This window comes from Salmonella sp. NW1250 (genome assembly GCF_051812965.1).
Lineage (GTDB): Bacteria > Pseudomonadota > Gammaproteobacteria > Enterobacterales > Enterobacteriaceae > Salmonella > Salmonella enterica.
Genome location: NZ_JAMNDD010000005.1, coordinates 67,241 through 91,155 on the forward strand (window position 1 = coordinate 67,241; position 23,915 = coordinate 91,155).

A 23,915-nucleotide genomic window follows, 5' to 3' on the forward strand; every position below is an offset into this window, starting at 1 on the left:
ATCATGATGGAATTCAGGCGCGGCGCCGAATACCGTTTAACGGTCAGCGGGCGACGTATTTTGTCCCACCGAAGAAAGATGTTGTTTCAGCAAATCTTCCGGCGGCGGCGGCAATTGTAAATAATAGCCCTGCTCGCTTAACGCCTGTTTTACTTTTTCGAGCTCGGCATTGACTAATTTTTTACGTCCATCAAGCGGCAGCATCATCGCTAACTGCGGCTGACCGAATCCTTTCATCAACGCTTCAGGCACCCGCGAAAAATCGTCTTTTTTTTCGACATACAAATAGGTTTGATCGCGCTTGCTACTTCTATAGATCACACAAAACATACTTTTACTCTGAATTAACGGGATGGTGACTTGCCTCAATATAATACTGACTATAACATGCCTTCTGGACTTCGGAATATCACTCCGTATCGGAGATGATAAATAGCAAATTGAGTAAGGCCAGGATGTCAAACACGCCAATCGAGCTTAAAGGCAGTAGCTTCACCTTATCAGTGGTTCATTTGCATGAAGCGGAACCAGAGGTTATTCGTCAGGCGTTAGAAGACAAAATAGCGCAGGCTCCTGCGTTTTTAAAACACGCCCCTGTCGTTATTAACGTTAGCGGTCTTGAAAGCCCGGTAAACTGGCCGGAACTGCATAAGATCGTGACCTCAACCGGCTTACGCATTATCGGCGTGAGCGGCTGTAAAGACGCCAGCCTGAAAGTAGAAATCGATCGGATGGGTCTTCCTTTACTGACTGAAGGTAAAGAGAAAGCGGTTCGGCCTGCGCCCGCTGAGCCGGCAACGCCCAGCGAACCGCCGCAAAACGCTAATCCCATCACAAAAACGCGATTAATTGATGTTCCGGTTCGTTCCGGTCAGCGCATTTATGCTCCACAATGTGATCTGATTGTTACAAGTCACGTCAGCGCTGGCGCAGAACTTATCGCTGACGGCAATATCCATGTCTATGGCATGATGAGAGGTCGCGCGCTGGCAGGGGCGAGCGGCGATCGGGAAGCGCAAATTTTTTGTACCCATCTGACGGCAGAACTGGTCTCTATCGCAGGTGTTTACTGGCTGAGTGATAAAATCCCAGCAGAATTTTATGGCAAAGCGGCGCGCCTGCGTTTAGCAGACAACGCTTTGACAGTTCAACCGTTGAATTGATCCCTTTTTAACAAGGAATTTTTATGGCACGCATTATTGTTGTTACTTCGGGTAAAGGGGGCGTTGGCAAGACCACCTCCAGCGCGGCCATCGCTACAGGTTTGGCCCAGAAGGGAAAGAAAACTGTCGTCATTGATTTTGATATCGGACTGCGTAACCTCGATCTGATTATGGGGTGCGAACGTCGTGTCGTTTACGATTTTGTAAACGTCATTCAGGGCGATGCGACACTGAATCAGGCGCTGATCAAAGATAAGCGTACTGAAAATCTCTTCATTCTTCCGGCGTCGCAGACCCGGGATAAAGACGCGCTAACGCGCGAAGGCGTCGCTAAGGTACTGGACTCACTGAAAGCGATGGACTTTGAGTTCATCGTTTGCGACTCGCCGGCGGGTATCGAAACCGGGGCGCTGATGGCGCTCTATTTTGCCGATGAAGCGATCATCACGACTAACCCGGAAGTCTCTTCTGTCCGTGACTCGGACCGTATTCTGGGTATTCTGGCATCGAAATCTCGTCGCGCAGAAAATGGCGAAGAACCGATTAAAGAACATCTCCTGTTGACGCGCTACAATCCAGGCCGCGTCAATAAAGGCGACATGCTCAGCATGGAAGATGTACTGGAGATTCTGCGTATTAAACTCGTCGGGGTGATCCCGGAAGATCAATCCGTACTGCGCGCATCGAACCAGGGCGAACCGGTGATTCTTGACGCCACTGCGGATGCGGGTAAAGCCTATGCAGATACCGTAGATCGTCTGTTGGGAGAAGAACGTCCTTTCCGCTTCATTGAAGAAGAGAAGAAAGGTTTCCTCAAACGCCTGTTCGGAGGATAAATTATGGCATTACTGGATTTTTTTCTCTCGCGGAAAAAGAGTACCGCTAATATTGCAAAAGAGCGGTTGCAAATCATTGTCGCGGAACGTCGCCGTAGCGATGCCGAACCGCATTATTTACCGCAGTTACGTAAAGATATTCTTGAGGTCATTTGTAAATACGTACAAATCGATCCGGAAATGGTTACCGTCCAGCTTGAGCAAAAAGATGGTGATATCTCCATCCTTGAACTTAACGTAACGCTGCCGGAAGCCGAAGAGTCAAAATAAGCTCTTTTATGGGAAAATTCCTGGATTAAAAAAGGCAGAAGAATCTGCCTTTTTTATTTTTTTACATTATCCCGAATACGGACATTTATTTCACTGGCCGTTTTCCCGGCAATTACCGTCGTTAACGCGGATACTCCTGCAACAGAAGAGTTAACTTCTCCGCCATCAGTTCGGCGCGCCAGCCGGAAATCAATTCCGGTTGCCCATTTTGCGGTTTTAATTTCCAGTGCCAGTTAAGCAACTGATTAATCTGCCGACGAGATGCCAGTAGCTCGCCGCTGACGTGATGCGACGCGCTCACCTCCGCCACCAGCGCTTTGATGGCCTTAAACGCTTTGCGATAGCCCGGCATGTCCATCAGATTCAACAGGGGTTCCGGCAATGCCTCTTCCGGTAACGCCTGTGCTTTCGCCACCAGCGATATCAACGTCTTGCCGTGAAAACGAATCTCGCTGCCGGAAAGCCCCAGGCTATCCAGCTCACCGAGACTGCCCGGCATATAACGCGCGACCGCCCACAGGTTTTCTTCACGCACAACAAAGTTCACCGCCATATCGCGCTCACGCGCCTTACGTAGCCGCCAGTCAGCTAAAAGTTGCAGACAGGCTAACTGGCGGGTACGCAGTTGCCAGGCATTAGTGATATCCCGCCATGCCTCTTCCGGTGCCTGAATCTCCTGACGGCGCTGCTGCATCAACCGACACTCATCAAGCGCGGCAGGCAGCCATCCTGCGGCTTCAGTTTCAATCATCAGCTTTTTGGCGATCGGTAACAGATACCAGACATCCGCCGCCGCGTATTCACACTGACGCTCGCTTAAAGGCCGGGCTAACCAGTCGGTACGAGATTCGCTTTTATCCAGCGCCACGCCCGTATACTCTTCTACCATCGCCGCAAAACCCCACGACAGCGGACGCCCGCAAAACGCCGCCAGAATTTGCGTATCAATCAGGGGTTCCGGCAGTTCGCCAAACGCATTCAGAAATACTTCCAGATCTTCGCTACCCGCGTGCAGAAATTTGGTGATTCCCGTATCGCGCAGCACCGCTTTTAACGGCGACCAGTCGCTGATGCCGAGCGGATCGATCAGGGCGACATTTGCCCCGTCAAATAACTGGATCAATCCTAACTGCGGGTAATAGGTGCGGGTACGGACAAATTCCGTATCTAAAGCAATAGCCGGACATGCGCGGACAGCTTCACACAGGCTCGCCAGCGCATCGTCCGTTTCAATCATTTGGTAATTCAAATCGTGTTCTCTTTGGTTCGCGCCAAAAAAAACGCCGGCTTAACCGGCGTCTCTCGTTAGCTGACTTAACGCTCAGGCTTTATTGTCTACTTTGCCACGGGCTTCGTCACGCAGTTCTCGTCGTAAAATTTTCCCAACGTTAGATTTTGGTAATTCCTCGCGAAACTCGACCTGTTTGGGCACTTTATATCCGGTCAGATGGCGACGGCAGAAGGTGATCAACGCATCGTCAGTCAATGCCGGATCTTTCTTAACCACAAAAAGCTTCACCGCTTCGCCGCTACTACCGGAAGGCACGCCAACCGCCGCGACTTCCTGCACGCCAGAATGCTGCATCACCACATCTTCAATTTCGTTTGGATAAACGTTGAAACCAGAAACCAGAATCATATCTTTCTTACGATCGACAATCCGCAGAAAGCCGTCTTCATCCATAACCGCAATATCGCCCGTATGCAGCCAGCCATCTTTAATGATTTCATCCGTCGCGTCAGGACGCTGCCAGTATCCCAGCATAACCTGCGGGCCTTTCACGCAAAGCTCTCCGGCCTCACCCGGCGCGACTTCGTTGTCATCGTCATCCACCAGTTTGGCTTCTGTTGACGGTACAGGCAGGCCGATACTGCCGCTGTGATAATCAATATCATGCGGGTTGACGCTCACCAGCGGGGCGCACTCGGTCAGCCCGTAGCCTTCCAGCAGGTATTGCCCGGTCAGCTTTACCCAACGTTCCGCAACGACATTTTGTACCGGCATCCCGCCGCCGGCTGACAGATGCAGCGAAGAAAAATCCAGCTGTTGAAACTCTTTATTATTGAGCAGAGCGTTGAATAGCGTATTAACGCCAGTCATCGCCGTAAATGGATATTTCGCCAGCTCCTTGACCAGGCCGGGGATATCACGCGGATTGGTAATCAGCAGGTTTTGCCCACCCAGCTCGATAAAAAGCAGACAGTTCATGGTTAAGGCAAAAATGTGATACAGCGGCAGCGCGGTCACTACCAGCTCTTTCCCCGGGTGCAGCAGCGGCCCATAGGTCGCTTTCACCTGCTCCAGATTCGCCAGCATATTGCGGTGGGTCAACATCGCGCCTTTCGCCACGCCCGTCGTACCGCCGGTATATTGCAGGAAAGCCAGATCTTCAGCGACAACCTCGGGTTTGACATACTGCATACGGTAGCCATGCTGTAGCGCGCTGCGAAACGAGATCGCATCTGGCAAGTGGTATTTTGGCACCAGACGCTTGATGTATTTCACGACAAAGTTAACAACCGTACCTTTAGCGGTAGAAAGCTGGTCGCCCATCCGCGTCAGAATAACGTGCTGTACCGACGTTTTCTCGACCACTTTTTCCAGCGTATGGGCAAAGTTAGAAACAATAATGATTGCCGCCGCGCCGCTATCGTTAAGCTGATGCTCAAGTTCGCGCGGCGTGTAAAGCGGGTTAACGTTCACCACAATCATGCCGGCGCGTAAAATACCAAATAGCGCGACAGGATACTGCAACAGGTTTGGCATCATCAGCGCCACACGGTCGCCTTTTTTGAGTCCCAGCCCTTGTTGTAAATAAGCCGCAAATGCCCGACTACGTTCTTCTAATTTGCGGAAGGTCATTACCTCCCCCATATTGACGAACGCAGGCTGATCGGCATAGCGCGTCGCCGCATGTTCAAACAGTTCAACCAGGGATTGATAACGGTCAGGGTTGATCTCCGCCGGAACATCAGCAGGATAACGGTTAAGCCAAACCTTCTTCAATGCATCACCTCTAAAATGAGTGTTCGTCGTCATCACAACCCCAGTTAATAAACAAGTCGTTAACATTATATTAACTCAGCGTACCAGTTTATTAATTACGCAACTGAAAGGTTGCGAAGCGCGTCACTATTTATTTTTATTATGTCTCTATGAATGCAGAAACAGCGGACCAGCCGCTGTTTCTTTTATTGATAAAACAAAGGGTTACTCTGTTACTATCGTCTGAACCTCTGCGGGTCCAGGGTTATACCATCCCCAACCGCCATAGCCATAAGGCCAGGCGCGTCCGCCGTAAAACCACGGATCGATCGGCTGTGGAGGCATGACGACCTGCTGAACAAGATGCCAGCGTTTATAGCCGGTAGCCTGCATCAGCATAAATTTATACGGCGTATTGCCGATTTTACCGTCAACCGTGCCGGTTATCGGGCCGACAACGGTAACTAACTGGCCACGGAAGTCCACCGGGTCCAGAAAACCGTTCACATCGGCAAAAATTCTGCCGCGCGAGGCTTCGCCCAGAACAGGACGCGCGCCGCTATCGAGCGGTACGGTCGCGATTTCAAGCCGGGTTTTTCCCTGCTGATTTTGTACCGCCACAACTTTACCGCCGAAACGCGCCTCTTGCCCGATATAGAGTTGTGGCGCATTCATCACCCGCACCAAATCCTGCTGCGGCGTCGGACTCGAACCTTTAATGGCATCCGGGATAGTCACGCAACCACTCAGCATAAGCGCAAAAGCGCACGCCAGCGCCCCTTTTATTAACCGTTTTTGAACCGCCATGATGCGACTCCTTTTTCTCGACCTCTATTCCACCCCACAGCATAAAGTATGGGGGGTAATAGTAGTGAGAGTCATTCTTTGCCGGGAAGTTTCTTCCACGCCACTTCGTTACGCAAATAAACCGGCTCGGCATGTTCCACGGCAACGGTCTCTCCTGCCGCCAACTTTTGACTGGCGATGGGCAACATATCTTCCGCTGCCGGGAGCGACACCTCCCCATCATGAAGCGTCAGGCCGCACTCCTTCGCCAGATCGGGCCAGGCGGACCAACCCGTTCCTACCGTCGCCCACTCGCCGGAAAGCTGTTTCAACCGCTCGCCGACCCGTTCCGGTTTCAGCACCGCTTCCGTCTCTTCGCCCTGCCAGACGCCCTGCGCATCACGCTGGTATTCCGCCCAGTACACTTCGCCCATCCGCGCGTCAATCGCAGCGAGTATGCGGGTCGCGCCGGTTTTACGCCACGCGCCCTGCGCCATCGTGGCAAGCGTCGAAACACCAATCATCGGCAGATTTGCCCCTAACGCCAGCCCTTGCGCAATACCAATGCCGATACGCACGCCGGTAAAGCTGCCCGGACCGCGCCCAAACGCCAGCGCATCTATCTCATTGAGCGAGGCGCCGCTGGCGGCCAGAATCTCCTGCACCATGGGCAGGATACGTTGAGTGTGTTCTCGTGGACAAAGCTCAAAGTGAGCATTGATAGTACCGTTGTTCCACAGGGCGACAGAACAGGCCTCTGTGGCGGTATCGATAGCCAGAATTCGCATGAGGTTTCGTGCTTAGATCAATAAAATAGCGCGCATCTTACCATACTCCGTAACAAATTACTCGGCGGATGGAATCGCAAGAAAGCGAACGGCACGGGCGATATCACGCGTGCGCGGCGCAGGAGGCAGGCTGGCGAGAAACGTGGCGCCATAGGGCCGCATCACCAGCCGGTTATCACAAATCACTAACACCCCGCGATCGTCCGCATCGCGAATCAGCCGCCCTACTCCCTGCTTCAGCGTAATCACCGCGTCGGGCAGTTGAACCTCATCAAACGGATCGCCGCCGCGCAAACGACAGTCTTCCATTCGCGCTTTTAACAGCGGGTCGTCCGGGGAGGTAAACGGCAATTTATCGATAATCACCAACGATAACGTATCGCCGCGCACGTCCACCCCTTCCCAGAAGCTGCTGGTGGCGACGAGCAGCGCGTTGCCCGCGCTAACAAATTGCTGTAACAGTTGGCCTTTACTGGTTTCCCCTTGCAACAATACCGGCAGCGTCATGGTGGCGCGAAACTGCTCCGCCAGATCGCGCATCATGGCGTGTGAGGTGCACAGCATAAAACATCGCCCGTTATTGGCTTCGATAATCGGCCTGAGCATAGCCGCCAACTGTCGCGCCGCGCCGGGCTGGTTGGTTTGCGGTAGGTTACGCGGTACGCAGAGTAACGCCTGGCGCGTATAGTCGAATGGGCTGGGCAGCAGCATGGATTCTGCCTGTTCAATTCCCAGACGGGCGGTAAAGTGGTGGAGATCATCATTTACCGATAACGTGGCCGAGGTAAAAATCCAGCTACCGGGCTTCTGTTCCATCACCTCTTTGAATTTGTCCGCCACGGTGAGCGGCGTCAGCGCCAGGGTGAAATGGCGCGAGGTGCACTCATACCAGTAGCTGTATCCCGGCTGATTGATCTCTTTTAAGCGTTTCAGCCGTGAACGGTATAGCGTGGCGCGTTCAAAAGCCGCATCCAGCAGCGCCGAACGGCCCAGCGACAGCTTCGCCACGTCGTAACAAAGCTCCAGCGTATCATCCAGCAGTAAAAATGCCCGTTGGATACGTGGGTCGGCTAACAGTTCACGCAAATTTCCCCGGTAGCCGGGCTCCCCCAGTTGCAGGCGAAAATCCTGGGCGCTCTGGGCAAGGCGATCGGCGCATTTTTGCAACTGTTGAGTGTCTTTCAGTTCCGTCCGGTAGGCGATGGTGATGTCTTTTGCTAAATCCAGCAACTGACGGCTGGAGAGCGATTGTCCGAAATACTGGCTGGCGATGTCAGGCAGTTGGTGGGCTTCATCGAAGATCATTACTTCAGCCTGAGGGATAAGTTCGCCAAACCCGCTCTCTTTAACCACCATATCCGCAAGAAAAAGGTGGTGGTTTACAATCACCACATCCGCGTCCATCGCCTTTTTACGCGCTTTCACCACAAAGCACTCTTTATAGAGCGGGCAATCGCTGCCAAGGCAGTTGTCGTTGGTACTGGTGACCAGCGGCCAGGCCTGGGAATCCTCCGCCACGCTGACGCAGGTGCTGATATCGCCATCCCGCGTCTGATTTGACCAGGAGCGCAGCAATATCACGTCGCTTAACGTTTGTACCGGTAAATCGCCGCCCGCCAGCGCTTGTTGTTCCAGCCGCTCCAGGCAGAGGTAGTTTGAACGTCCTTTCAACAGGGCCGTCTTACCGGTAAACGCCAACGCTTTTGCTACCGTCGGCAGATCGCGGCTGTAGAGTTGATCCTGCAACGCTTTCGACCCGGTCGAAATAATGACTTTTTTCCCGGCGCGCAACGCCGGAGCGAGGTAAGCATAGGTCTTCCCGGTTCCGGTGCCGGCTTCAACAACCAGAGGCTGCGCATTTTCAATCGCTTGTGTTACGGCAACCGCCATTTGTCGCTGTGGTTCGCGCGGTTTAAAGCCGGTTATCGCTTTGGCCAGTTGGCCATCTGCTGCAAAATCGTCCGTCACACTGCCCCCTGTTAATTTACACAGGGATTATGTCAGGGTAGAAAGGCTTACGCCAGTTACAGAGGTGACGGCGGCGCCACATTGTGGCAGTCTTGAGCCATTCAAATGGAAAGCGAATGAGGAATAAGTGATGTCTATCGTGCGTATTGATGCCGAAGATCGTTGGTCAGACGTGGTGATCTACAATAATACGCTGTGGTATACCGGCGTGCCGGAAAACCTGGACGCCGACGCTTTTGAGCAAACGGCGAATACTCTGGCGCAAATTGATGCGGTGCTGGAAAAACAGGGCTCCAGTAAGTCACGTATTCTGGATGCCACTATTTTCCTGAGTGATAAAGCGGATTTTGCCGCCATGAATAAGGCGTGGGATGCGTGGGTCGTCGCAGGCCATGCGCCGGTACGCTGTACCGTACAGGCCGGGTTAATGAATCCGAAATATAAAGTTGAGATTAAGATTGTCGCGGCGGTATAAGCCGGTTATTCGTCTTCATCCTCAAAACGCGCCACTATCCGTTCGCCGGTATGGTTGGCGCGAAGTTCGCCCGCCACCTGGGCAATCGCTTCTCCGCTGCTCATACCTTGCGACATCAATTCCTGGATACGTTCTACGGCTTTTTGCTGTTGTTCATGACTGAGTGAAGGTAAACCTGCAAACATGATTAACTCCTGCTAAATTGTTAGCGCTAATTATTTCACGCTACCCGGCGGTAAGCCAGTAGTGTTGTAACGAGTCAGGAATGATGAAGACGTTATCTCCCACTGTTATCACCTTACCCTGGCGTCCGAACGCCGCTGAACACTATTTTGCGCCCGTAAACCATTTGCCATGGGCGATGCTGCTGCATTCAGGTGATGCTATTCATCCCTATAACCGTTTTGATATTCTGGTCGCCGATCCTGTCACCACGCTGACCACGCGCGCGCAGGAAACCACGGTATGTACTGCGCGCACGACTACCGTCACTCTCGACGATCCGTTACACGTTTTGCAGACTCAACTGGAGGCTCTGCCTTTTCATCCTCAGCCTGACCCTGACTTACCCTTTCAGGGCGGCGCGCTGGGTCTGTTTGGTTATGATTTAGGGCGGCGTTTCGAAATTCTGCCCGATACTGCCGCGCGCGATATCGCTTTACCCGATATGGCGATTGGCCTTTACGACTGGGCGCTGATTGTCGATCACCATAAACAGGTAGTGTCGCTGATAAGCTATCACGATGCAGACGCCCGATATCGCTGGCTCACCAGCCAGCGCGCGCCGACCCGAACGCCCTTCAGGCTTACCTCGGCCTGGCAATCCAATATGACGCGTTGCGAGTATGGCGAGAAGTTTCGTCAGGTGCAGGCCTGGCTGCACAGCGGGGACTGCTATCAGGTCAATCTTTCCCAGCGTTTTCAGGCGAGCTACGAGGGTGATGAATGGCAGGCTTTCGAACGCCTTAACCGCGCAAATCGCGCCCCGTTCAGCGCCTTTCTTCGTTTACATGACGGCGCCATATTGAGCCTTTCTCCCGAGCGTTTTATCCAACTGGAGAATGGTCATATTCAGACGCGCCCGATCAAAGGTACGCTTCCACGGCTTAACGATCCGCAGGCGGATCGTCAGCAGGCGCAGAAACTGGCCAACTCAATGAAAGATCGCGCTGAAAATTTGATGATCGTCGATTTGATGCGTAACGACATTGGCCGGGTCGCCGTGCCGGGTTCGGTGAAAGTGCCGGAACTGTTCGTCGTCGAACCATTTCCTGCCGTTCACCATCTGGTTAGCACCATTACCGCCCGTTTACCGGACTCGCTTCATGCCACCGACCTGCTGCGCGCGGCTTTCCCCGGCGGCTCCATTACCGGCGCGCCTAAAGTGCGGGCAATGGAAATTATCGACGAACTGGAGCCGCAGCGACGCAACGCCTGGTGCGGTAGCATCGGTTATCTGAGTTTCTGCGGCAAGATGGATACCAGTATTACTATCCGCACCGTCACGGCAACGCAGGGCCAACTCTATTGCTCAGCCGGCGGCGGTATCGTGGCCGATAGCAACGAAGAAGCGGAATATCAGGAAACTTTTGATAAAGTTAATCGTATCCTGCACCCACTGGAGAACTAATACGTGGATACCAGCCGACTGACGCTCGATCATTTCTTATCGCGCTTTCAGCTTTTGCGCCCGCAGATGCCCCATGAAACGTTGAATCAACGTCAGGCCGCCGTACTGATCCCTGTGGTTCGCCGCCCCCAACCGGGGCTGCTGTTGACCCAGCGGGCTATTCATTTGCGCAAACACGCCGGACAGGTCGCCTTTCCCGGCGGGGCCGTGGACAGTACCGATGCTTCGCTTATCGCCGCAGCGCTTCGCGAAGCGCAGGAGGAAGTCGCCATCCCGCCGCAAGCCGTGGAAGTGATTGGCGTTTTACCGCCGGTAGACAGCGTGACCGGTTTTCAGGTCACCCCGGTGGTCGGCATTATTCCGCCAAATCTCCCCTGGCGCGCCAGTGAAGACGAAGTGTCTGCGGTGTTTGAAATGCCGCTGGCGCAAGCGTTGCAACTGGGTCGATATCACCCGCTTGATGTTTACCGTCGCGGCAATTCGCACCGCGTATGGCTCTCCTGGTATGAGCATTATTTCGTCTGGGGCATGACCGCAAACATTCTTCGTGAGCTGGCGCTGCAAATCGGCGTAAAGCCCTGACTGTACACAACGCCTTTCACGTTGCCTCAAGGCGGTAACAATCGCCTCCCCCAAAGAGGCAGCCTGAAGGGCAACGTGTATATACTTAACTTTACGCGCGCAAGACACGACTTGAGATTACTGTCGCAATATTAGTAAAAACGCGGTTATTCATTAGTTTAATTCATGTGAATAGTTAAGCTGATGCCAGCGTTCCCTCTTACACTATGCGCAGTTATAACATCGTAACCGGAAGCCCCGGTTGCCCTGTCAGGAGTATTATCGTGATTAGCCTATTCGACATGTTTAAGGTAGGGATTGGTCCCTCCTCTTCCCACACTGTTGGCCCGATGAAGGCCGGTAAACAGTTCGTCGATGACCTGGTCGAAAAAGGATTACTGGATAACGTTACCCGCGTCGCTGTCGATGTCTACGGCTCGCTGTCGCTGACGGGGAAAGGTCACCATACCGATATCGCCATTATTATGGGTCTGGCGGGTAATGAACCCGCTACCGTGGATATTGATAGTATCCCCGGTTTTATTCGCGACGTCGAAACGCGCGAGCGTCTGTTACTGGCCCAGGGACGTCACGAAGTCGACTTCCCGAAAGATGACGGAATGCGTTTTCACAACGGCAATTTGCCGCTGCATGAAAACGGGATGCAGATCCACGCCTGGCATGACGACACGGTCATTTATAGCAAGACGTACTATTCCATCGGCGGCGGCTTTATCGTTGATGAAGCGCATTTCGGCCAGGAAGCGACGAATGAGGTTACTGTACCTTATCCGTTTAAATCGGCGAAAGAAATGCTGGAGTATTGCAACAGCACCGGCCTTTCACTCTCCGGCATGGTGATGCAAAACGAACTGGCGTTGCATAGCAAGAAAGAGATTGAAGAGTATTTCGGTCACGTCTGGCAGACCATGCAGGCCTGTATTGATCGCGGTATGAATACCGAAGGCGTGCTGCCGGGGCCGCTGCGCGTACCGCGTCGCGCCTCCGCGCTGCGTCGTATGCTGGTTTCCAGCGATAAGCTTTCCAGCGATCCGATGAACGTCATTGACTGGGTGAACATGTTTGCTCTGGCGGTGAACGAAGAGAACGCCGCAGGCGGTCGCGTCGTGACGGCGCCAACCAACGGCGCGTGCGGCATCGTTCCTGCGGTACTGGCTTACTACGACCATTTTATTGAGTCTGTCAGCCCGGATATTTACACCCGCTACTTCCTGGCGGCAGGCGCTATTGGCGCGCTGTATAAGATGAACGCGTCTATTTCCGGCGCGGAAGTCGGCTGTCAGGGTGAAGTCGGGGTCGCCTGTTCGATGGCGGCGGCAGGCCTTGCTGAACTGTTGGGCGCCAGCCCGGAACAGGTTTGCGTTGCCGCTGAAATCGGCATGGAGCATAACCTGGGGCTGACCTGCGACCCGGTTGCCGGTCAGGTGCAGGTGCCGTGTATCGAGCGTAACGCCATTGCTTCGGTTAAAGCGATTAACGCTGCGCGTATGGCCATGCGTCGAACCAGCGCGCCGCGCGTCTCGCTGGATAAAGTCATCGAAACGATGTACGAGACCGGAAAAGACATGAACGCCAAATACCGTGAAACGTCGCGCGGCGGGCTGGCCATTAAAGTCCAGTGTGATTAAACGCCGTTTCCCCTCCCTTCGCCCATCTGCTACGGATGGGCGAAATTTTTATCTCTTCCTCGTCGACTCCACGTTTCCCCACTACACTTGCTGTGTCGCGGTTGGCTTTTGTCGCCAACGCTTATTGGGCGGCCCGCATGCAAACAGCACAACGGATCATCAACCATTATCGCCGTAATCGTTTCATTGTTTGCACGATTTGTGCACTGGTCACGCTCATTCTTACGCTGAGCATCCGATTTATTTCGGAGCGGAACTTAAATCACCATCGCACGGTTGCATTCGCGAATCATGCCGTTGATGCGCTGGATAATGTGCTGCATCCTCTCCTGGTCGGACGAAACATACTGCTACCCTTGCTTGAGCTTCCGTGCGCGACCGCGCATTTGCCGTTGCGTAAGCAAGCCGCCCGCCTGCAAACCATTCGTTCTATCGGGCTGGTAAAAGAGGGAATTCTCTACTGCTCAAGCATTTTTGGCGCCCGTAATACTCCCATACGCCAGCTTCAGCCCGATCTTCCCGCAGCTGGCGATCTGCTGCTACTTTCCACGGACCAATCGTTACTCAAGGGAAGCCCGATCCTCATTCAGTGGTATCCCGCCTCTGCCAATGGACAGGATGGCGTGATGGAAATTGTGAATATTGACTTGCTGGCGACTATGCTACTTGAGCCGCAGCAGCCGCAAATTACCAGCGCCAGCCTGACGGTCGGCAAACGGCACCTGTTATATGGTCGGGGCGTGGTCGATACTCTTCCGGAATTAAAAAAAGATGAAGAGCGTTACCAGCTTTCATCGCGGCATTTCCCTTTTACTATCAGCGTCAGCGGGCCGTCGGCAGGCGTACTGGCGTTCAAACATCTCCCGACACAGTTACCGCTGGCCGTATTGCTTAGCCTGTTGATCGGTTATATCGCCTGGCTGGCAACGGCCAGCAGAATGAGCTTTTCCTGGGAGATTAATCTGGCCCTTGCCGAACGGGAGTTTGAGCTATTTTGTCAGCCGTTGCTTAATGCCCGCACGCAGCAGTGTACCGGCGTTGAGATCCTGTTACGCTGGAACAACCCGCGCCAGGGCTGGATCTCTCCGGATGTTTTTATTCCTATCGCCGAGGAGCATAACCTGATAGCGCCGCTGACCCGCTATGTGATTGCGGAAACCATTCGGCAGCGGCACTACTTCCCCATCAACCATCAGTTTCATATCGGCATCAATGTGGCGGCAAGCCATTTCCGACACGGCGTGCTTCTCAAGGATCTTAATCAGTACTGGTTTAGTGCGGAACCTGTTCAGCAACTGGTGCTGGAGCTCACGGAACGCGACGCGTTGCTTGACGTTGATTACCGCCTGATGCGCGAGCTGCATCGTAAAGGCGTGAAGTTAGCCATCGATGATTTTGGCACAGGAAACAGCTCGCTCTCCTGGTTGGAAAAACTGCGGCCGGATATTTTGAAAATCGATAAATCCTTCACCGCCGCCATCGGTACCGATGCGGTCAATTCAACGGTGACCGATATTATTATCGCGCTAGGGCAGAGACTGAATATTGAACTGGTGGCGGAAGGGGTCGAAAACCAGACGCAGGCACAGCATTTGCGCCAGCATGGCGTGCAAATGTTACAGGGCTATCTCTATGCGAAGCCGATGCCCATTAGCGAATTTCCACAGTGGCTGGCGGGCAGCGCGCCGCCGCCCGCCCGGCATAACGGACAGATTATGTCCGCGATGCCGCATCTATAGACTTGATTCCTGCGTGTGACGTTATTCCTCTTCGTCGTGGGCAGGCTGTTCTTTAACAATCCGAACCAGATCGACACGATAGTCGTTGGCCTCGACAATGGTGATCCGCAGTGGCGGAACATCAATGACATCGCCTACACGAGGAATATGGCCATTAGCGGCGATCACTAACCCCGCGACCGTCGCAATATCGCCCTCTTCGTTCACCAGATGGTCAACTTCCAGCGCCTGCTGTAGCGCATGAAGATCGGTGCCGCCCTTCACTATCCAGCCCTCGGCATCGGCAACGATTTCCGGCGTTTCATCGGCATCCGGGAACTCACCGGCAATCGCTTCCAGCACATCCAGCGGCGTAACCAGCCCCTGCACCACGCCGAACTCGTTAGTGACGATAACGAAACTGCCGCGCGCGCGACGCAAAACGCCTAACAGATTGATAGGATCAAGCGTTTCCGGCACCACTATCGCCGGAGAAGACGCGGCGATAGCCGCAACGTCCGCGCCCTCTTCCAGCGCCACCAGCAACTCTTTCGCCCGAACGATACCGATAATTTCATCCAGCTCGCCCCGACATACCGGGAACAGGCTATGCGGAGAAGAGAGTAACTGCTGACGGATTTCAGCTACGCTGAGATTCGCATCCACCCAACTAATTTCGCCTCGCGGCGTCATAATGCCGCGCAGGGAGCGCGACGCCAGAGTCAGTACGCCGTTAATCATGTAGCGTTCTTCTTCGGCGAAGGCGCCTTCCGACACCGATATCGCGGCCGGGCTATCCGTCTCATGTTGCGTACTCGCCTGACGTTTACCGCCCATCAGACGCAGGATAGCGTCCGCAGTACGCGCGCGCAGCGGCAACGTGGACTGATGACGAATAAAGTTGCGGCGCGCAATCTGGTTAAACACCTCGATAACGATCGAGAAACCAATTGCCGCGTACAGGTAGCCTTTCGGAATATGGAAACCGAACCCTTCCGCCACCAGGCTCAAGCCGATCATCAGCAGGAAACTCAGACAGAGCACCACCACCGTCGGATGCTGATTGACAAAACGGGTCAGCGGTTTTGACGCCAGTAGCATCACCGCCATCGCAATCACCACCGCCGCCATCATAACCGGCAGATGGTTTACCATACCTACCGCCGTAATCACGGCGTCCAGCGAGAAGACCGCATCCAGGATGACAATCTGCGTGACTACCACCCAGAAGCTCGCATAGCCTTTACCGTGTCCGGTGTCATGCTCGCGGTTTTCCAGACGTTCATGCAGCTCGGTGGTCGCTTTAAACAGCAGGAATATACCGCCCAGCAGCATAATTAAATCGCGGCCGGAGAAGGTAAAATCCCAGACGGTAAAGAGCGGCTTTGTTAAGGTCACCAGCCATGAAATAATGGACAGCAGCGCCAGACGCATAATCAGCGCCAGCGAGAGCCCAATAAGACGCGCTTTGTCACGCTGCTTTGGCGGCAACTTATCGGCGAGGATCGCGATAAAGACCAGGTTATCGATACCCAGGACAATTTCCAGGACGACGAGCGTGAGTAAACCCACCCAAATTGAGGGATCCATTAATAATTCCATGACAAGCTCCTGCTTAAGGAATGACTAAACGGCGCCCACAACATCTCAAAGGATGCAGGCGGTAACGCAATAAACAAAGTAAGGCTATGGCAAGATATGCCAGATTGACAGGCGCAAAACGGCCAAAGAGTGAAATGACGTCGGTGACGATCCATACAACGGGCTGCTGCCCTATACCCCATTCTAATTAAACGGAAGCTAAACATAACAGAGACAACTGGTTTTTGGCAAAGATTTACCTTCCTTTGCAAAGAGATGTAACCGGGATATTTTACACTTCGAAATTTCTCATTATCGAAAACAAAATTACGGATCTCCATCACACAAAATATTTTTTTCGATATCTAAAATAATTCACGAAAATCATGCGTTTTTCGTTGTAACCCTCATCTGAATCGATTCGCTTGCGGACGGCGATTCAAAAAATACATCTGTCAAGTTGATGTGTTGACAATAATAAAGGAGGTAGCAAGTGACCATTGCTATTGTTATAGGCACACATGGTTGGGCTGCAGAGCAGTTACTTAAAACAGCCGAAATGCTGTTAGGCGAGCAGGAAAACGTCGGCTGGATCGATTTCGTTCCAGGCGAAAATGCCGAAACGCTGATCGAAAAGTACAACGCTCAGTTGGCTAAACTCGATACCAGTAAAGGCGTGCTATTTCTCGTTGATACATGGGGAGGCAGTCCGTTTAATGCTGCCAGCCGCATTGTCGTCGATAAAGAGCGCTATGAAGTTATTGCCGGCGTCAACATCCCGATGCTGGTCGAAACGTTTATGGCTCGTGACGACGATCCGAGCTTTGACGAGCTGGTCGCACTGGCGGTAGAAACCGGTCGTGAAGGCGTAAAAGCGCTGAAAGCGAAACCGGTAGAAAAAGCCGCGCCAGCGCCAGTCGCCGCCGCGCCAAAAGCGGCCACGCCAGCAAAACCGATGGGCCCGAATGATTATATGGTTATCGGGCTTGCCCGTATTGATGACCGCCTCATTCACGGTCAGGTCGCTACCCGCTGGACCAAAGAGACCAATGTCAGCCGTATTATTGTTGTGAGCGATGAAGTCGCGGCGGATACCGTACGTAAAACGCTGCTGACGCAAGTTGCGCCGCCGGGCGTTACGGCGCATGTGGTTGACGTCGCGAAGATGATTCGCGTCTACAATAACCCGAAATACGCCGGTGAACGCGTGATGCTTCTGTTTACCAATCCTACCGACGTCGAGCGCATCGTTGAGGGCGGCGTGAAAGTCACTTCCGTGAACATTGGCGGTATGGCCTATCGTCAAGGTAAAACGCAGGTGAACAACGCCGTTTCCGTCGATGAAAAGGATATCGAAGCCTTTAAAAAGCTTAACGAGCGCGGCATCGAGCTTGAGGTGCGTAAAGTTTCCACCGATCCGAAACTGAAAATGATGGATTTAATTGCCAAAGTGGCGAAATAACCGCCGGCATTTAATTAGCTTTCACACTTAAGATAGCAATAGGAGAAGTACAATGGAGATTACCACTCTTCAGATTGTGCTGGTGTTCATCGTCGCATGTATCGCGGGTATGGAGTCGGTACTTGATGAATTTCAGTTCCACCGTCCGCTGATCGCCTGTACCTTAATCGGCGCCGTTTTGGGGGACATGAAAACCGGTATTATCATCGGCGGTACTCTGGAAATGATCGCTCTGGGCTGGATGAACATCGGTGCTGCCGTTGCGCCTGATGCCGCACTGGCGTCCATCATCTCTACCGTTCTGGTCATCGCCGGGCATCAAAGCATTGGCGCCGGTATCGCGCTGGCGATTCCGCTGGCGGCGGCAGGCCAGGTACTGACCATTATCGTTCGTACCATCACCGTGGCATTCCAGCACGCGGCGGACAAGGCGGCTGAAAACGGCAACCTGACGGCGCTCTCCTGGCTGCACGTTTCTTCTCTGTTCCTGCAGGCAATGCGTATCGCCATCCCGGCGGTTATCGTTGCCATCTCCGTAGGCACCAGCGAAGTACAGGGAATGCTGAATGCGATTCCTGAAGTCGTCACAGGCGGTCTGAACATCGCCGGCGGCATGATCGTCGTGGTTGGTTATGCGATGGTTATTAACATGATGCGCGCAGGCTACCTGATGCCGTTCTTCTACCTCGGTTTCGTCACCGCGGCTTTCACAAACTTCAACCTGGTCGCACTGGGTGTCATCGGCGCAGTGATGGCTATTCTTTACATCCAGCTGAGCCCGAAATACAACCGTGTAGCGGGCGCGCCTGCAGCGGCTGCTGGCAATAACGATCTCGATAACGAACTGGACTAACAGGTGAGCGAAATGGTTGATATGACTAAAACTACCACCGAGAAAAAACTCACTCCGAGCGATATTCGCGGCGTATTTCTTCGTTCTAACCTGTTCCAGGGATCATGGAACTTCGAACGTATGCAAGCGCTGGGCTTCTGCTTCTCTATGGTGCCGGCGATTCGTCGCCTGTATCCGGAGAATAATGACGCGCGTAAACAGGCGATTAAGCGTCACCTGGAGTTCTTTAACACCCACCCTTACGTTGCGGCGCCGGTACTGGGCGTGACCCTGGCAATGGAAGAAAAGCGTGCGAACGGCGCAGAGATTGACGATGGTGCTATCAACGGTATCAAAGTCGGTCTGATGGGACCGCTGGCAGGCGTCGGCGACCCTATCTTCTGGGGTACCGTCCGTCCGGTATTCGCGGCGCTGGGCGCAGGTATTGCAATGAGCGGCAGCCTGCTTGGTCCGCTGCTGTTTTTCATCCTGTTTAACCTGGTGCGTCTGGCGACCCGCTATTATGGCGTAGCTTATGGCTACCGCAAAGGCGTCGATATCGTTAAAGATATGGGCGGCGGCTTCCTGCAAAAACTGACTGAGGGGGCGTCAATCCTCGGCCTGTTTGTCATGGGGGCATTGGTTAACAAGTGGACGCACGTGAATATCCCGCTGGTGGTCTCCACCATCACCGGTCAGGATGGTCAGACACGCGTTACCACCGTGCAAACCATTCTCGACCAGCTGATGCCGGGTCTGGTTCCGCTACTGTTGACCTTTGCCTGTATGTGGCTGCTGCGTAAGAAAGTTAACCCGCTGTGGATTATCGTGGGCTTCTTCGTCATCGGTATCGCCGGCTACTCCGTAGGACTGCTGGGCCAGTAAGACTGTTGTACACTACCGGGGCCAAACGGCCCCGTTTTTTTATTTCTCTGGAGGATAAATGACTATCACGGACCTGGTGCTGATTCTCTTTATTGCCGCATTATTGGCTTACGCTCTCTACGATCAGTTCATCATGCCCCGTCGCAATGGCCCCACTCTGCTTTCTATAGCCCTGCTCCGCCGTGGTCGCGTAGACAGCGTTATCTTCGTTGGGCTGGTCGCCATCCTTATTTATAACAACGTAACCAGCCACGGAGCGCAGATGACCACATGGTTATTAAGCGCGCTGGCGTTAATGGGGTTTTATATATTCTGGATCCGCACGCCACGGATCATCTTTAAACAACGTGGCTTTTTCTTCGCCAATGTCTGGATAGAATATAACCGTATTAAAGAGATGAATTTATCGGAAGACGGCGTACTGGTGATGCAATTAGAACAACGACGCTTGCTTATCCGTGTACGCAATATCGACGATCTGGAAAAAATATATAAACTTCTTATTGAAAATCAATAATCTAAGATATAGCCTCAACTATGTTTTTCGAATTTTATTTCGAATCATAATATAGCTAAGGCTATATTTTCTATTGACCAATTGTTATTTAATTTAACGTTTTATTGATGAATAAATCTAAATGAAAATCGTTTTCAATTAGAAGACAAATAATATTTTATCGCTGTTGTTTTATATTCTAAAAATATGTTAATGTTGCGCCGTCAATTGGGGAGTAGCCGATTTCCAGACTCCGGAAATGTACGCGTCAACATACTCGTTGCAAAACGTGGCGCGTACGGACCAGCCGCCGCTGGTCAGGCGAGACCATAGGCGCATCAACTGCTGTGTATTTCGTCACAGAATGGCGACATGCATGTTTGCTGGGGGCAGTGATGTGTTTAATGGATACCCCGGTCAGGACGTTGTCATGCACTTTACTGCTACTGTTCTTCTCGCTTTCGGCATGTCGATGGATGCTTTCGCGGCATCAATTGGCAAAGGCGCCACCCTACATAAACCCAAATTCTCAGAAGCGTTGCGTACCGGCCTTATCTTTGGCGCGGTTGAAACGCTGACCCCGTTAATCGGCTGGGGGCTGGGGATATTGGCGAGTAAATTCGTTCTGGAATGGAACCACTGGATAGCCTTTGTTCTGCTGATCTTTCTGGGCGGGCGCATGATCATCGAAGGTATCCGCGGCGGTAGCGATGAAGATGAAACACCGTTACGTCGCCACAGCTTTTGGCTATTAGTCACGACGGCTATCGCGACCAGCCTCGATGCGATGGCGGTTGGCGTCGGTCTGGCGTTTTTGCAGGTAAACATCATCGCAACCGCATTGGCTATCGGTTGCGCCACGCTTATCATGTCCACCCTCGGGATGATGATCGGTCGCTTTATCGGCCCAATGTTGGGTAAGCGTGCTGAAATTCTCGGCGGGGTCGTACTGATAGGAATTGGCGTCCAGATCCTCTGGACGCATTTTCACGGTTAACGGTTACGCTGCCAGAGATGAAGGTTGAAATCCGTCTGGCAGCTAAGTCCGGCGCTGGCAGCCAGTTGTTCCCACACTTCTGGTCTGGCGCGCCAGGCAAATGGCGTCATTTGCAACAGTGCTACAGCCGCTTCGGCGGTGAGCTGCATGTGATAAGCAAGGCGGATACTCTGCTGCAATGTGAATCCGTCGAGCTGCTCGGTATACGGCGCATGTAAACGCACCTCATCATAAATGAGCCCTTTTAGTTCCATCAGATGATGCGGTCCAGGCGTGGCGGTAACGACCCAACCACCAGGTTTCACCACGCGCGCCAATTCCTGCGCCTTACACGGGGCGTAGATTCTGATCACCGCATCCATTGACGCATCGGCAAAGGGCAGTCGATGGCTTGACGCCACACAAAACTTCACCTGCGAATAGCGTTTCGCCGCCGCTTTGATCGCCGTTTTAGCAACGTCCAGTCCAAACGTGGTAACTCCCGGCAACGCCTCGGCAAAAGCATGAGTGTAATACCCCTCGCCGCAGCCAATATCCAGAATCGCCGTGGCCGACTGATCCAGCCGCTCGCGCAACAGGTTAATCACGGCATCGCGCAGCGGCTGATAATGGCCTGCATCAAGAAACGCTCTCCTCGCCTGCATCATTTCGGCGCTGTCGCCCGGATCGCGCGAACGTTTATGCTGTACCGGCAGCAGATTGATGTAGCCCTCTTTCGCCACATCAAACTGATGGCGCTGTGGGCATATAACGCTGTTATTAATCTGCGTAAGCGGCTGATGGCAAAGCGGACAGGTAAACGACATGACAACTCCGGACTGGGGCGCTAAAGGGCGCAAGTGTAACGCGAATTGCGCCCCGGGAAAATCCTTTACGAGCCTGGAACCGCAACGTGGCTGCCATGCATCACCAGAAGGTGATCTGAATCGGCTGGCATACCGTCTGGCTCAACATTTTCCAGCCGCAGCACATCGCCCATGATCTGGCTGAATACGGGCGCAGATACCGCGCCGCCATAATAAGCCCCATTTTGTGGATTATTAATCACCACCACCAGCGCAAACCTGGGGTTACTTGCCGGCGCGACGCCTGCGGTATATGCCACATACTTATCGACGTATTTACCATCATCGCCAATTTTTTTCGCCGTCCCGGTTTTGACCGCAATACGGTAGTCTCTTACTGCGGCTTTTGTTCCGCCGCCGCCAGGCAACGCGACGCTCTCCATCATATGTTCCACCTCGTGCACCAGTTCTTCCGGCATTACCCGCGTGCCGATCACGGGCGGATCAACTTTGGTGATCGATAACGGACGGTAGATACCAAAGCTGCCAATCGTGGCATAAACATGCGCCAGTTGCAGCGGCGTCACCATTAATCCATAGCCAAAAGCGAAGGTAGCGCGATCTAAATCACTCCAGTAACGGCGTTTCGGTAATAACCCGCTGCTCTCTCCGGTGAGACCCAGTCCGGTAGGCACGCCGAAACCAAAGCTTTTATAAGTATCCATTAATTTCTGCACCGGCATCGCCAGAGAAAGGTGAGAAACGCCGGTATCGCTGGATTTTTGCAAAATGCCGGTTAATGTCAGTTCCGGATAGTAACCGACGTCGCGGATACGGTGTCCATCGAGAGTAAAAGGATGGGTATCGATAACGCTGTCCGGTTGCACGATACCCTGCTGTAACGCAGTCATAATGACCAATGGCTTCACAGTAGAACCGGGTTCGAAAGTGTCGCTAATCGCGCGGTTACGAAAATCGTCCAACTGCGCGCCTTCACGGTTGTTCGGGTTGAAATCCGGGTAGCTCGCCATCGAGAGAATTTCACCCGTTGGGATGTTAATCAATACGGCAGCGCCGGATTCCGCTTTGTTCCAGATGACGGCGTTATCCAGCGCATCTTCGGTAACCGTTTGCAGACGTTCATCAATGCTAAGCTGAAGTTCATGAGCAGGAACCGGATTCACTTCCGTAATGTTCTCAATAACGTGACCAAATTTATCTTTACGCACCAGTCGGGAGCCCGGTTTTCCCGTCAGTTGCGCGTTAAAGCTCTTTTCAATACCTTCTATTCCCTGCCCGTCGATATTGGTAAAGCCGATCAAATTGGCCGCTACGTGTCCGGCAGGGTAAAAACGGCGCGACTCTTCCCGCAGGTTAATACCCGGTAGATTCAGTTTATCTATCCATTCGGCTTGCTGGGGTGAAACCTGGCGCGCAAGGTAGATAAAACGGCCTGCCGGGTTACTGTTTACCCGTTCCGCAAGCGTACTGAGAGACAGATGCAGGGCGCTGGCCAGCGCCTGCCAGCGCTCATTGTAGCCAACGCCGCCTTTGCTTATGATAGTCTTCGGATCGGCCCAGACAGCATTAACCGGAACGCTCACCGCTAAGGGTCGCCCTTCTCTGTCGGTGATCATGCCGCGTGGAGAGGCCGTGGTCACTTCACGAAGCGAGCGCATATCTTCTTGTTTCACCAGTTTCGACGGCGTAACAATTTGCAGCCATGCCACCCGCCCTAACAACAATGCCATACTGAGCAGAATGGCAGTGCAAAGTAGTGCAAAACGTATGGGCGTAAAATTACGGGTATCGCCGTCGCTTTTCTTTTTCACCTGATCTCCAGCCGAATCATTTTTCAGGTGATTGATTTAACGGGAAACGGCCGGAAAAACCAGAAAAAACAATGCTAATAACATCGCGCCTTTGCAACAAATCGCTAACGAGAGCGCATCCAGACACATTTTGAAGGATATTGAATTAAAAAGCCCCGCTTTTAGCGAGGCTTTATATCTGAGGCTGACGCGACAAACGCATCAAATCAGTGGTG

24 protein-coding genes and 1 riboswitch are annotated in these 23,915 nt (G+C 53.1%); of the genes, 13 read left to right on the forward strand and 11 right to left on the reverse strand.

All coding sequences use genetic code 11. The features are described 5' to 3' along the window. Positions 1-36: 36 nt before the first annotated feature. The gene (locus NBA72_RS10185; RefSeq protein WP_001525604.1) at positions 37-330 is read right to left on the reverse strand and encodes a YcgL domain-containing protein; all 294 of its coding nucleotides are present in this window, start codon (positions 328-330) and stop codon (positions 37-39) included. A 125-nt stretch (positions 331-455) separates the two neighbouring features. Between NBA72_RS10185 and minC the strand changes: the two genes are divergently transcribed. From minC to minE, 3 genes are read left to right on the forward strand one after another with little or no spacing between them, the layout of a single operon-like run. Further along, entirely contained in the window at positions 456-1,163 is a 708-nt protein-coding gene (minC, locus tag NBA72_RS10190) for a septum site-determining protein MinC (RefSeq protein ID WP_020438154.1), read from the forward strand. Positions 1,164-1,186: 23 nt separating this feature from the next. After that, the gene (minD, locus tag NBA72_RS10195) at positions 1,187-1,999 is read left to right on the forward strand and encodes a septum site-determining protein MinD (RefSeq protein ID WP_000101047.1); all 813 of its coding nucleotides are present in this window, start codon (positions 1,187-1,189) and stop codon (positions 1,997-1,999) included. A 3-nt stretch (positions 2,000-2,002) separates the two neighbouring features. After that, complete coding sequence (gene minE, locus NBA72_RS10200; RefSeq protein WP_001185666.1) at positions 2,003-2,269, forward strand: cell division topological specificity factor MinE; 267 nt, start codon at positions 2,003-2,005, stop codon at positions 2,267-2,269. Positions 2,270-2,390: 121 nt separating this feature from the next. Here minE and rnd read toward each other — a convergent pair whose 3' ends face one another. From rnd to NBA72_RS10225, 5 genes are all read right to left on the reverse strand, one after another. After that, entirely contained in the window at positions 2,391-3,518 is a 1,128-nt protein-coding gene (gene rnd, locus NBA72_RS10205; RefSeq protein ID WP_001109124.1) for a ribonuclease D, read from the reverse strand. Positions 3,519-3,590: 72 nt separating this feature from the next. Beyond that, positions 3,591-5,276, reverse strand: coding sequence for a long-chain-fatty-acid--CoA ligase FadD (gene fadD, locus NBA72_RS10210; RefSeq protein WP_000758418.1), 1,686 nt, complete (start codon positions 5,274-5,276; stop codon positions 3,591-3,593). Positions 5,277-5,480: 204 nt separating this feature from the next. Further along, on the reverse strand, positions 5,481-6,062 hold the full coding sequence (locus NBA72_RS10215; protein ID WP_000290594.1) for a Slp family lipoprotein: 582 nt from the start codon (positions 6,060-6,062) through the stop codon (positions 5,481-5,483). 71 nt (positions 6,063-6,133) lie between these two features. Then, positions 6,134-6,829: a tRNA (adenosine(37)-N6)-threonylcarbamoyltransferase complex dimerization subunit type 1 TsaB gene (tsaB, locus tag NBA72_RS10220; protein ID WP_042949693.1), complete on the reverse strand. Its 696-nt coding sequence runs from the start codon at positions 6,827-6,829 to the stop codon at positions 6,134-6,136. Between the two features lie 57 nt (positions 6,830-6,886). Continuing rightward, entirely contained in the window at positions 6,887-8,797 is a 1,911-nt protein-coding gene (locus tag NBA72_RS10225; RefSeq protein WP_000128801.1) for an ATP-dependent DNA helicase, read from the reverse strand. A gap of 130 nt (positions 8,798-8,927) precedes the next feature. Here NBA72_RS10225 and NBA72_RS10230 point away from each other — a divergent pair, with 130 nt between their 5' ends. After that, a complete protein-coding gene (locus tag NBA72_RS10230) occupies positions 8,928-9,272 on the forward strand; it encodes a RidA family protein (protein ID WP_000029550.1) in 345 nt (114 codons plus the stop codon). Positions 9,273-9,277: 5 nt separating this feature from the next. Here NBA72_RS10230 and NBA72_RS10235 read toward each other — a convergent pair whose 3' ends face one another. After that, positions 9,278-9,457 carry a YoaH family protein gene (locus NBA72_RS10235; protein WP_000457328.1) on the reverse strand — a complete coding sequence of 60 codons (180 nt, stop codon included), beginning with the start codon at positions 9,455-9,457 and terminating at the stop codon, positions 9,278-9,280. Positions 9,458-9,537: 80 nt separating this feature from the next. On the opposite strand from NBA72_RS10235, the gene pabB reads away from it, so the two are divergent. The 4 genes from pabB to NBA72_RS10255 all read left to right on the forward strand — a co-directional run bounded on the left by pabB (position 9,538) and on the right by NBA72_RS10255 (position 14,851). Beyond that, complete coding sequence (gene pabB, locus NBA72_RS10240; protein WP_077917574.1) at positions 9,538-10,902, forward strand: aminodeoxychorismate synthase component 1; 1,365 nt, start codon at positions 9,538-9,540, stop codon at positions 10,900-10,902. A gap of 3 nt (positions 10,903-10,905) precedes the next feature. Then, the gene (locus tag NBA72_RS10245; protein ID WP_000381534.1) at positions 10,906-11,484 is read left to right on the forward strand and encodes a CoA pyrophosphatase; all 579 of its coding nucleotides are present in this window, start codon (positions 10,906-10,908) and stop codon (positions 11,482-11,484) included. A 263-nt stretch (positions 11,485-11,747) separates the two neighbouring features. After that, the gene (gene sdaA, locus NBA72_RS10250; protein ID WP_000624274.1) at positions 11,748-13,112 is read left to right on the forward strand and encodes an L-serine ammonia-lyase; all 1,365 of its coding nucleotides are present in this window, start codon (positions 11,748-11,750) and stop codon (positions 13,110-13,112) included. Between the two features lie 137 nt (positions 13,113-13,249). Further along, positions 13,250-14,851, forward strand: a complete 1,602-nt coding sequence (locus tag NBA72_RS10255) for an EAL domain-containing protein (RefSeq protein ID WP_042949697.1) — start codon at positions 13,250-13,252, stop codon at positions 14,849-14,851. Positions 14,852-14,872: 21 nt separating this feature from the next. Here NBA72_RS10255 and yoaE read toward each other — a convergent pair whose 3' ends face one another. Both yoaE and NBA72_RS10265 read right to left on the reverse strand, forming a co-directional pair. Further along, entirely contained in the window at positions 14,873-16,432 is a 1,560-nt protein-coding gene (gene yoaE, locus NBA72_RS10260) for a CNNM family cation transport protein YoaE (RefSeq protein WP_000421815.1), read from the reverse strand. Beyond that, positions 16,420-16,752, reverse strand: a complete 333-nt coding sequence (locus NBA72_RS10265; protein WP_011233029.1) for a protein YoaL — start codon at positions 16,750-16,752, stop codon at positions 16,420-16,422. The genes yoaE and NBA72_RS10265 overlap by 13 nt, the downstream gene beginning before the upstream one ends. 152 nt (positions 16,753-16,904) lie before the next feature. On the opposite strand from NBA72_RS10265, the gene manX reads away from it, so the two are divergent. The 5 genes from manX (at position 16,905) to mntP (ending at position 21,083) form a co-directional block, all read left to right on the forward strand. Then, positions 16,905-17,873, forward strand: coding sequence for a PTS mannose transporter subunit IIAB (manX, locus tag NBA72_RS10270; protein WP_000150523.1), 969 nt, complete (start codon positions 16,905-16,907; stop codon positions 17,871-17,873). Positions 17,874-17,925: 52 nt separating this feature from the next. Next, the gene (manY, locus tag NBA72_RS10275) at positions 17,926-18,726 is read left to right on the forward strand and encodes a PTS mannose transporter subunit IIC (RefSeq protein ID WP_000406918.1); all 801 of its coding nucleotides are present in this window, start codon (positions 17,926-17,928) and stop codon (positions 18,724-18,726) included. A gap of 12 nt (positions 18,727-18,738) precedes the next feature. Continuing rightward, positions 18,739-19,590, forward strand: coding sequence for a PTS mannose transporter subunit IID (locus tag NBA72_RS10280; RefSeq protein WP_001518647.1), 852 nt, complete (start codon positions 18,739-18,741; stop codon positions 19,588-19,590). 58 nt (positions 19,591-19,648) lie between these two features. Beyond that, positions 19,649-20,107: a DUF986 family protein gene (locus tag NBA72_RS10285; protein ID WP_000156280.1), complete on the forward strand. Its 459-nt coding sequence runs from the start codon at positions 19,649-19,651 to the stop codon at positions 20,105-20,107. Between the two features lie 196 nt (positions 20,108-20,303). After that, positions 20,304-20,405, forward strand: a riboswitch (yybP-ykoY riboswitch). 111 nt (positions 20,406-20,516) lie between these two features. Beyond that, the gene (gene mntP, locus NBA72_RS10290) at positions 20,517-21,083 is read left to right on the forward strand and encodes a manganese efflux pump MntP (protein WP_001518359.1); all 567 of its coding nucleotides are present in this window, start codon (positions 20,517-20,519) and stop codon (positions 21,081-21,083) included. On the opposite strand, the gene rlmA is transcribed toward mntP, so the two are convergent. Together rlmA and ftsI are read right to left on the reverse strand one after the other, a co-directional pair. Further along, positions 21,080-21,889 (reverse strand): 23S rRNA (guanine(745)-N(1))-methyltransferase, encoded by an 810-nt coding sequence (gene rlmA, locus NBA72_RS10295; protein WP_023203205.1) that lies wholly within the window; start codon positions 21,887-21,889, stop codon positions 21,080-21,082. The two genes, mntP and rlmA, sit on opposite strands and share 4 nt — an antisense overlap. A gap of 65 nt (positions 21,890-21,954) precedes the next feature. Continuing rightward, positions 21,955-23,700, reverse strand: a complete 1,746-nt coding sequence (gene ftsI, locus NBA72_RS10300) for a peptidoglycan glycosyltransferase FtsI (protein WP_000730322.1) — start codon at positions 23,698-23,700, stop codon at positions 21,955-21,957. Positions 23,701-23,915 lie beyond the last annotated feature (215 nt).

Coding starts and splice junctions, on each gene's coding strand:
- NBA72_RS10255 (WP_042949697.1), top strand. CDS start 13,250: ATGCAAACAGCACAACGGATCATCAACCATTATCGCCGTAATCGTTTC.
- yoaE (WP_000421815.1), bottom strand. CDS start 16,432: ATGGAATTATTAATGGATCCCTCAATTTGGGTGGGTTTACTCACGCTC.
- NBA72_RS10280 (WP_001518647.1), top strand. CDS start 18,739: ATGGTTGATATGACTAAAACTACCACCGAGAAAAAACTCACTCCGAGC.
- tsaB (WP_042949693.1), bottom strand. CDS start 6,829: ATGCGAATTCTGGCTATCGATACCGCCACAGAGGCCTGTTCTGTCGCC.
- NBA72_RS10235 (WP_000457328.1), bottom strand. CDS start 9,457: ATGTTTGCAGGTTTACCTTCACTCAGTCATGAACAACAGCAAAAAGCC.
- mntP (WP_001518359.1), top strand. CDS start 20,517: ATGCACTTTACTGCTACTGTTCTTCTCGCTTTCGGCATGTCGATGGAT.
- NBA72_RS10285 (WP_000156280.1), top strand. CDS start 19,649: ATGACTATCACGGACCTGGTGCTGATTCTCTTTATTGCCGCATTATTG.
- rlmA (WP_023203205.1), bottom strand. CDS start 21,889: ATGTCGTTTACCTGTCCGCTTTGCCATCAGCCGCTTACGCAGATTAAT.
- pabB (WP_077917574.1), top strand. CDS start 9,538: ATGATGAAGACGTTATCTCCCACTGTTATCACCTTACCCTGGCGTCCG.
- minE (WP_001185666.1), top strand. CDS start 2,003: ATGGCATTACTGGATTTTTTTCTCTCGCGGAAAAAGAGTACCGCTAAT.
- minD (WP_000101047.1), top strand. CDS start 1,187: ATGGCACGCATTATTGTTGTTACTTCGGGTAAAGGGGGCGTTGGCAAG.
- NBA72_RS10215 (WP_000290594.1), bottom strand. CDS start 6,062: ATGGCGGTTCAAAAACGGTTAATAAAAGGGGCGCTGGCGTGCGCTTTT.
- minC (WP_020438154.1), top strand. CDS start 456: ATGTCAAACACGCCAATCGAGCTTAAAGGCAGTAGCTTCACCTTATCA.
- NBA72_RS10265 (WP_011233029.1), bottom strand. CDS start 16,752: ATGGAGATCCGTAATTTTGTTTTCGATAATGAGAAATTTCGAAGTGTA.
- NBA72_RS10185 (WP_001525604.1), bottom strand. CDS start 330: ATGTTTTGTGTGATCTATAGAAGTAGCAAGCGCGATCAAACCTATTTG.
- NBA72_RS10230 (WP_000029550.1), top strand. CDS start 8,928: ATGTCTATCGTGCGTATTGATGCCGAAGATCGTTGGTCAGACGTGGTG.
- manY (WP_000406918.1), top strand. CDS start 17,926: ATGGAGATTACCACTCTTCAGATTGTGCTGGTGTTCATCGTCGCATGT.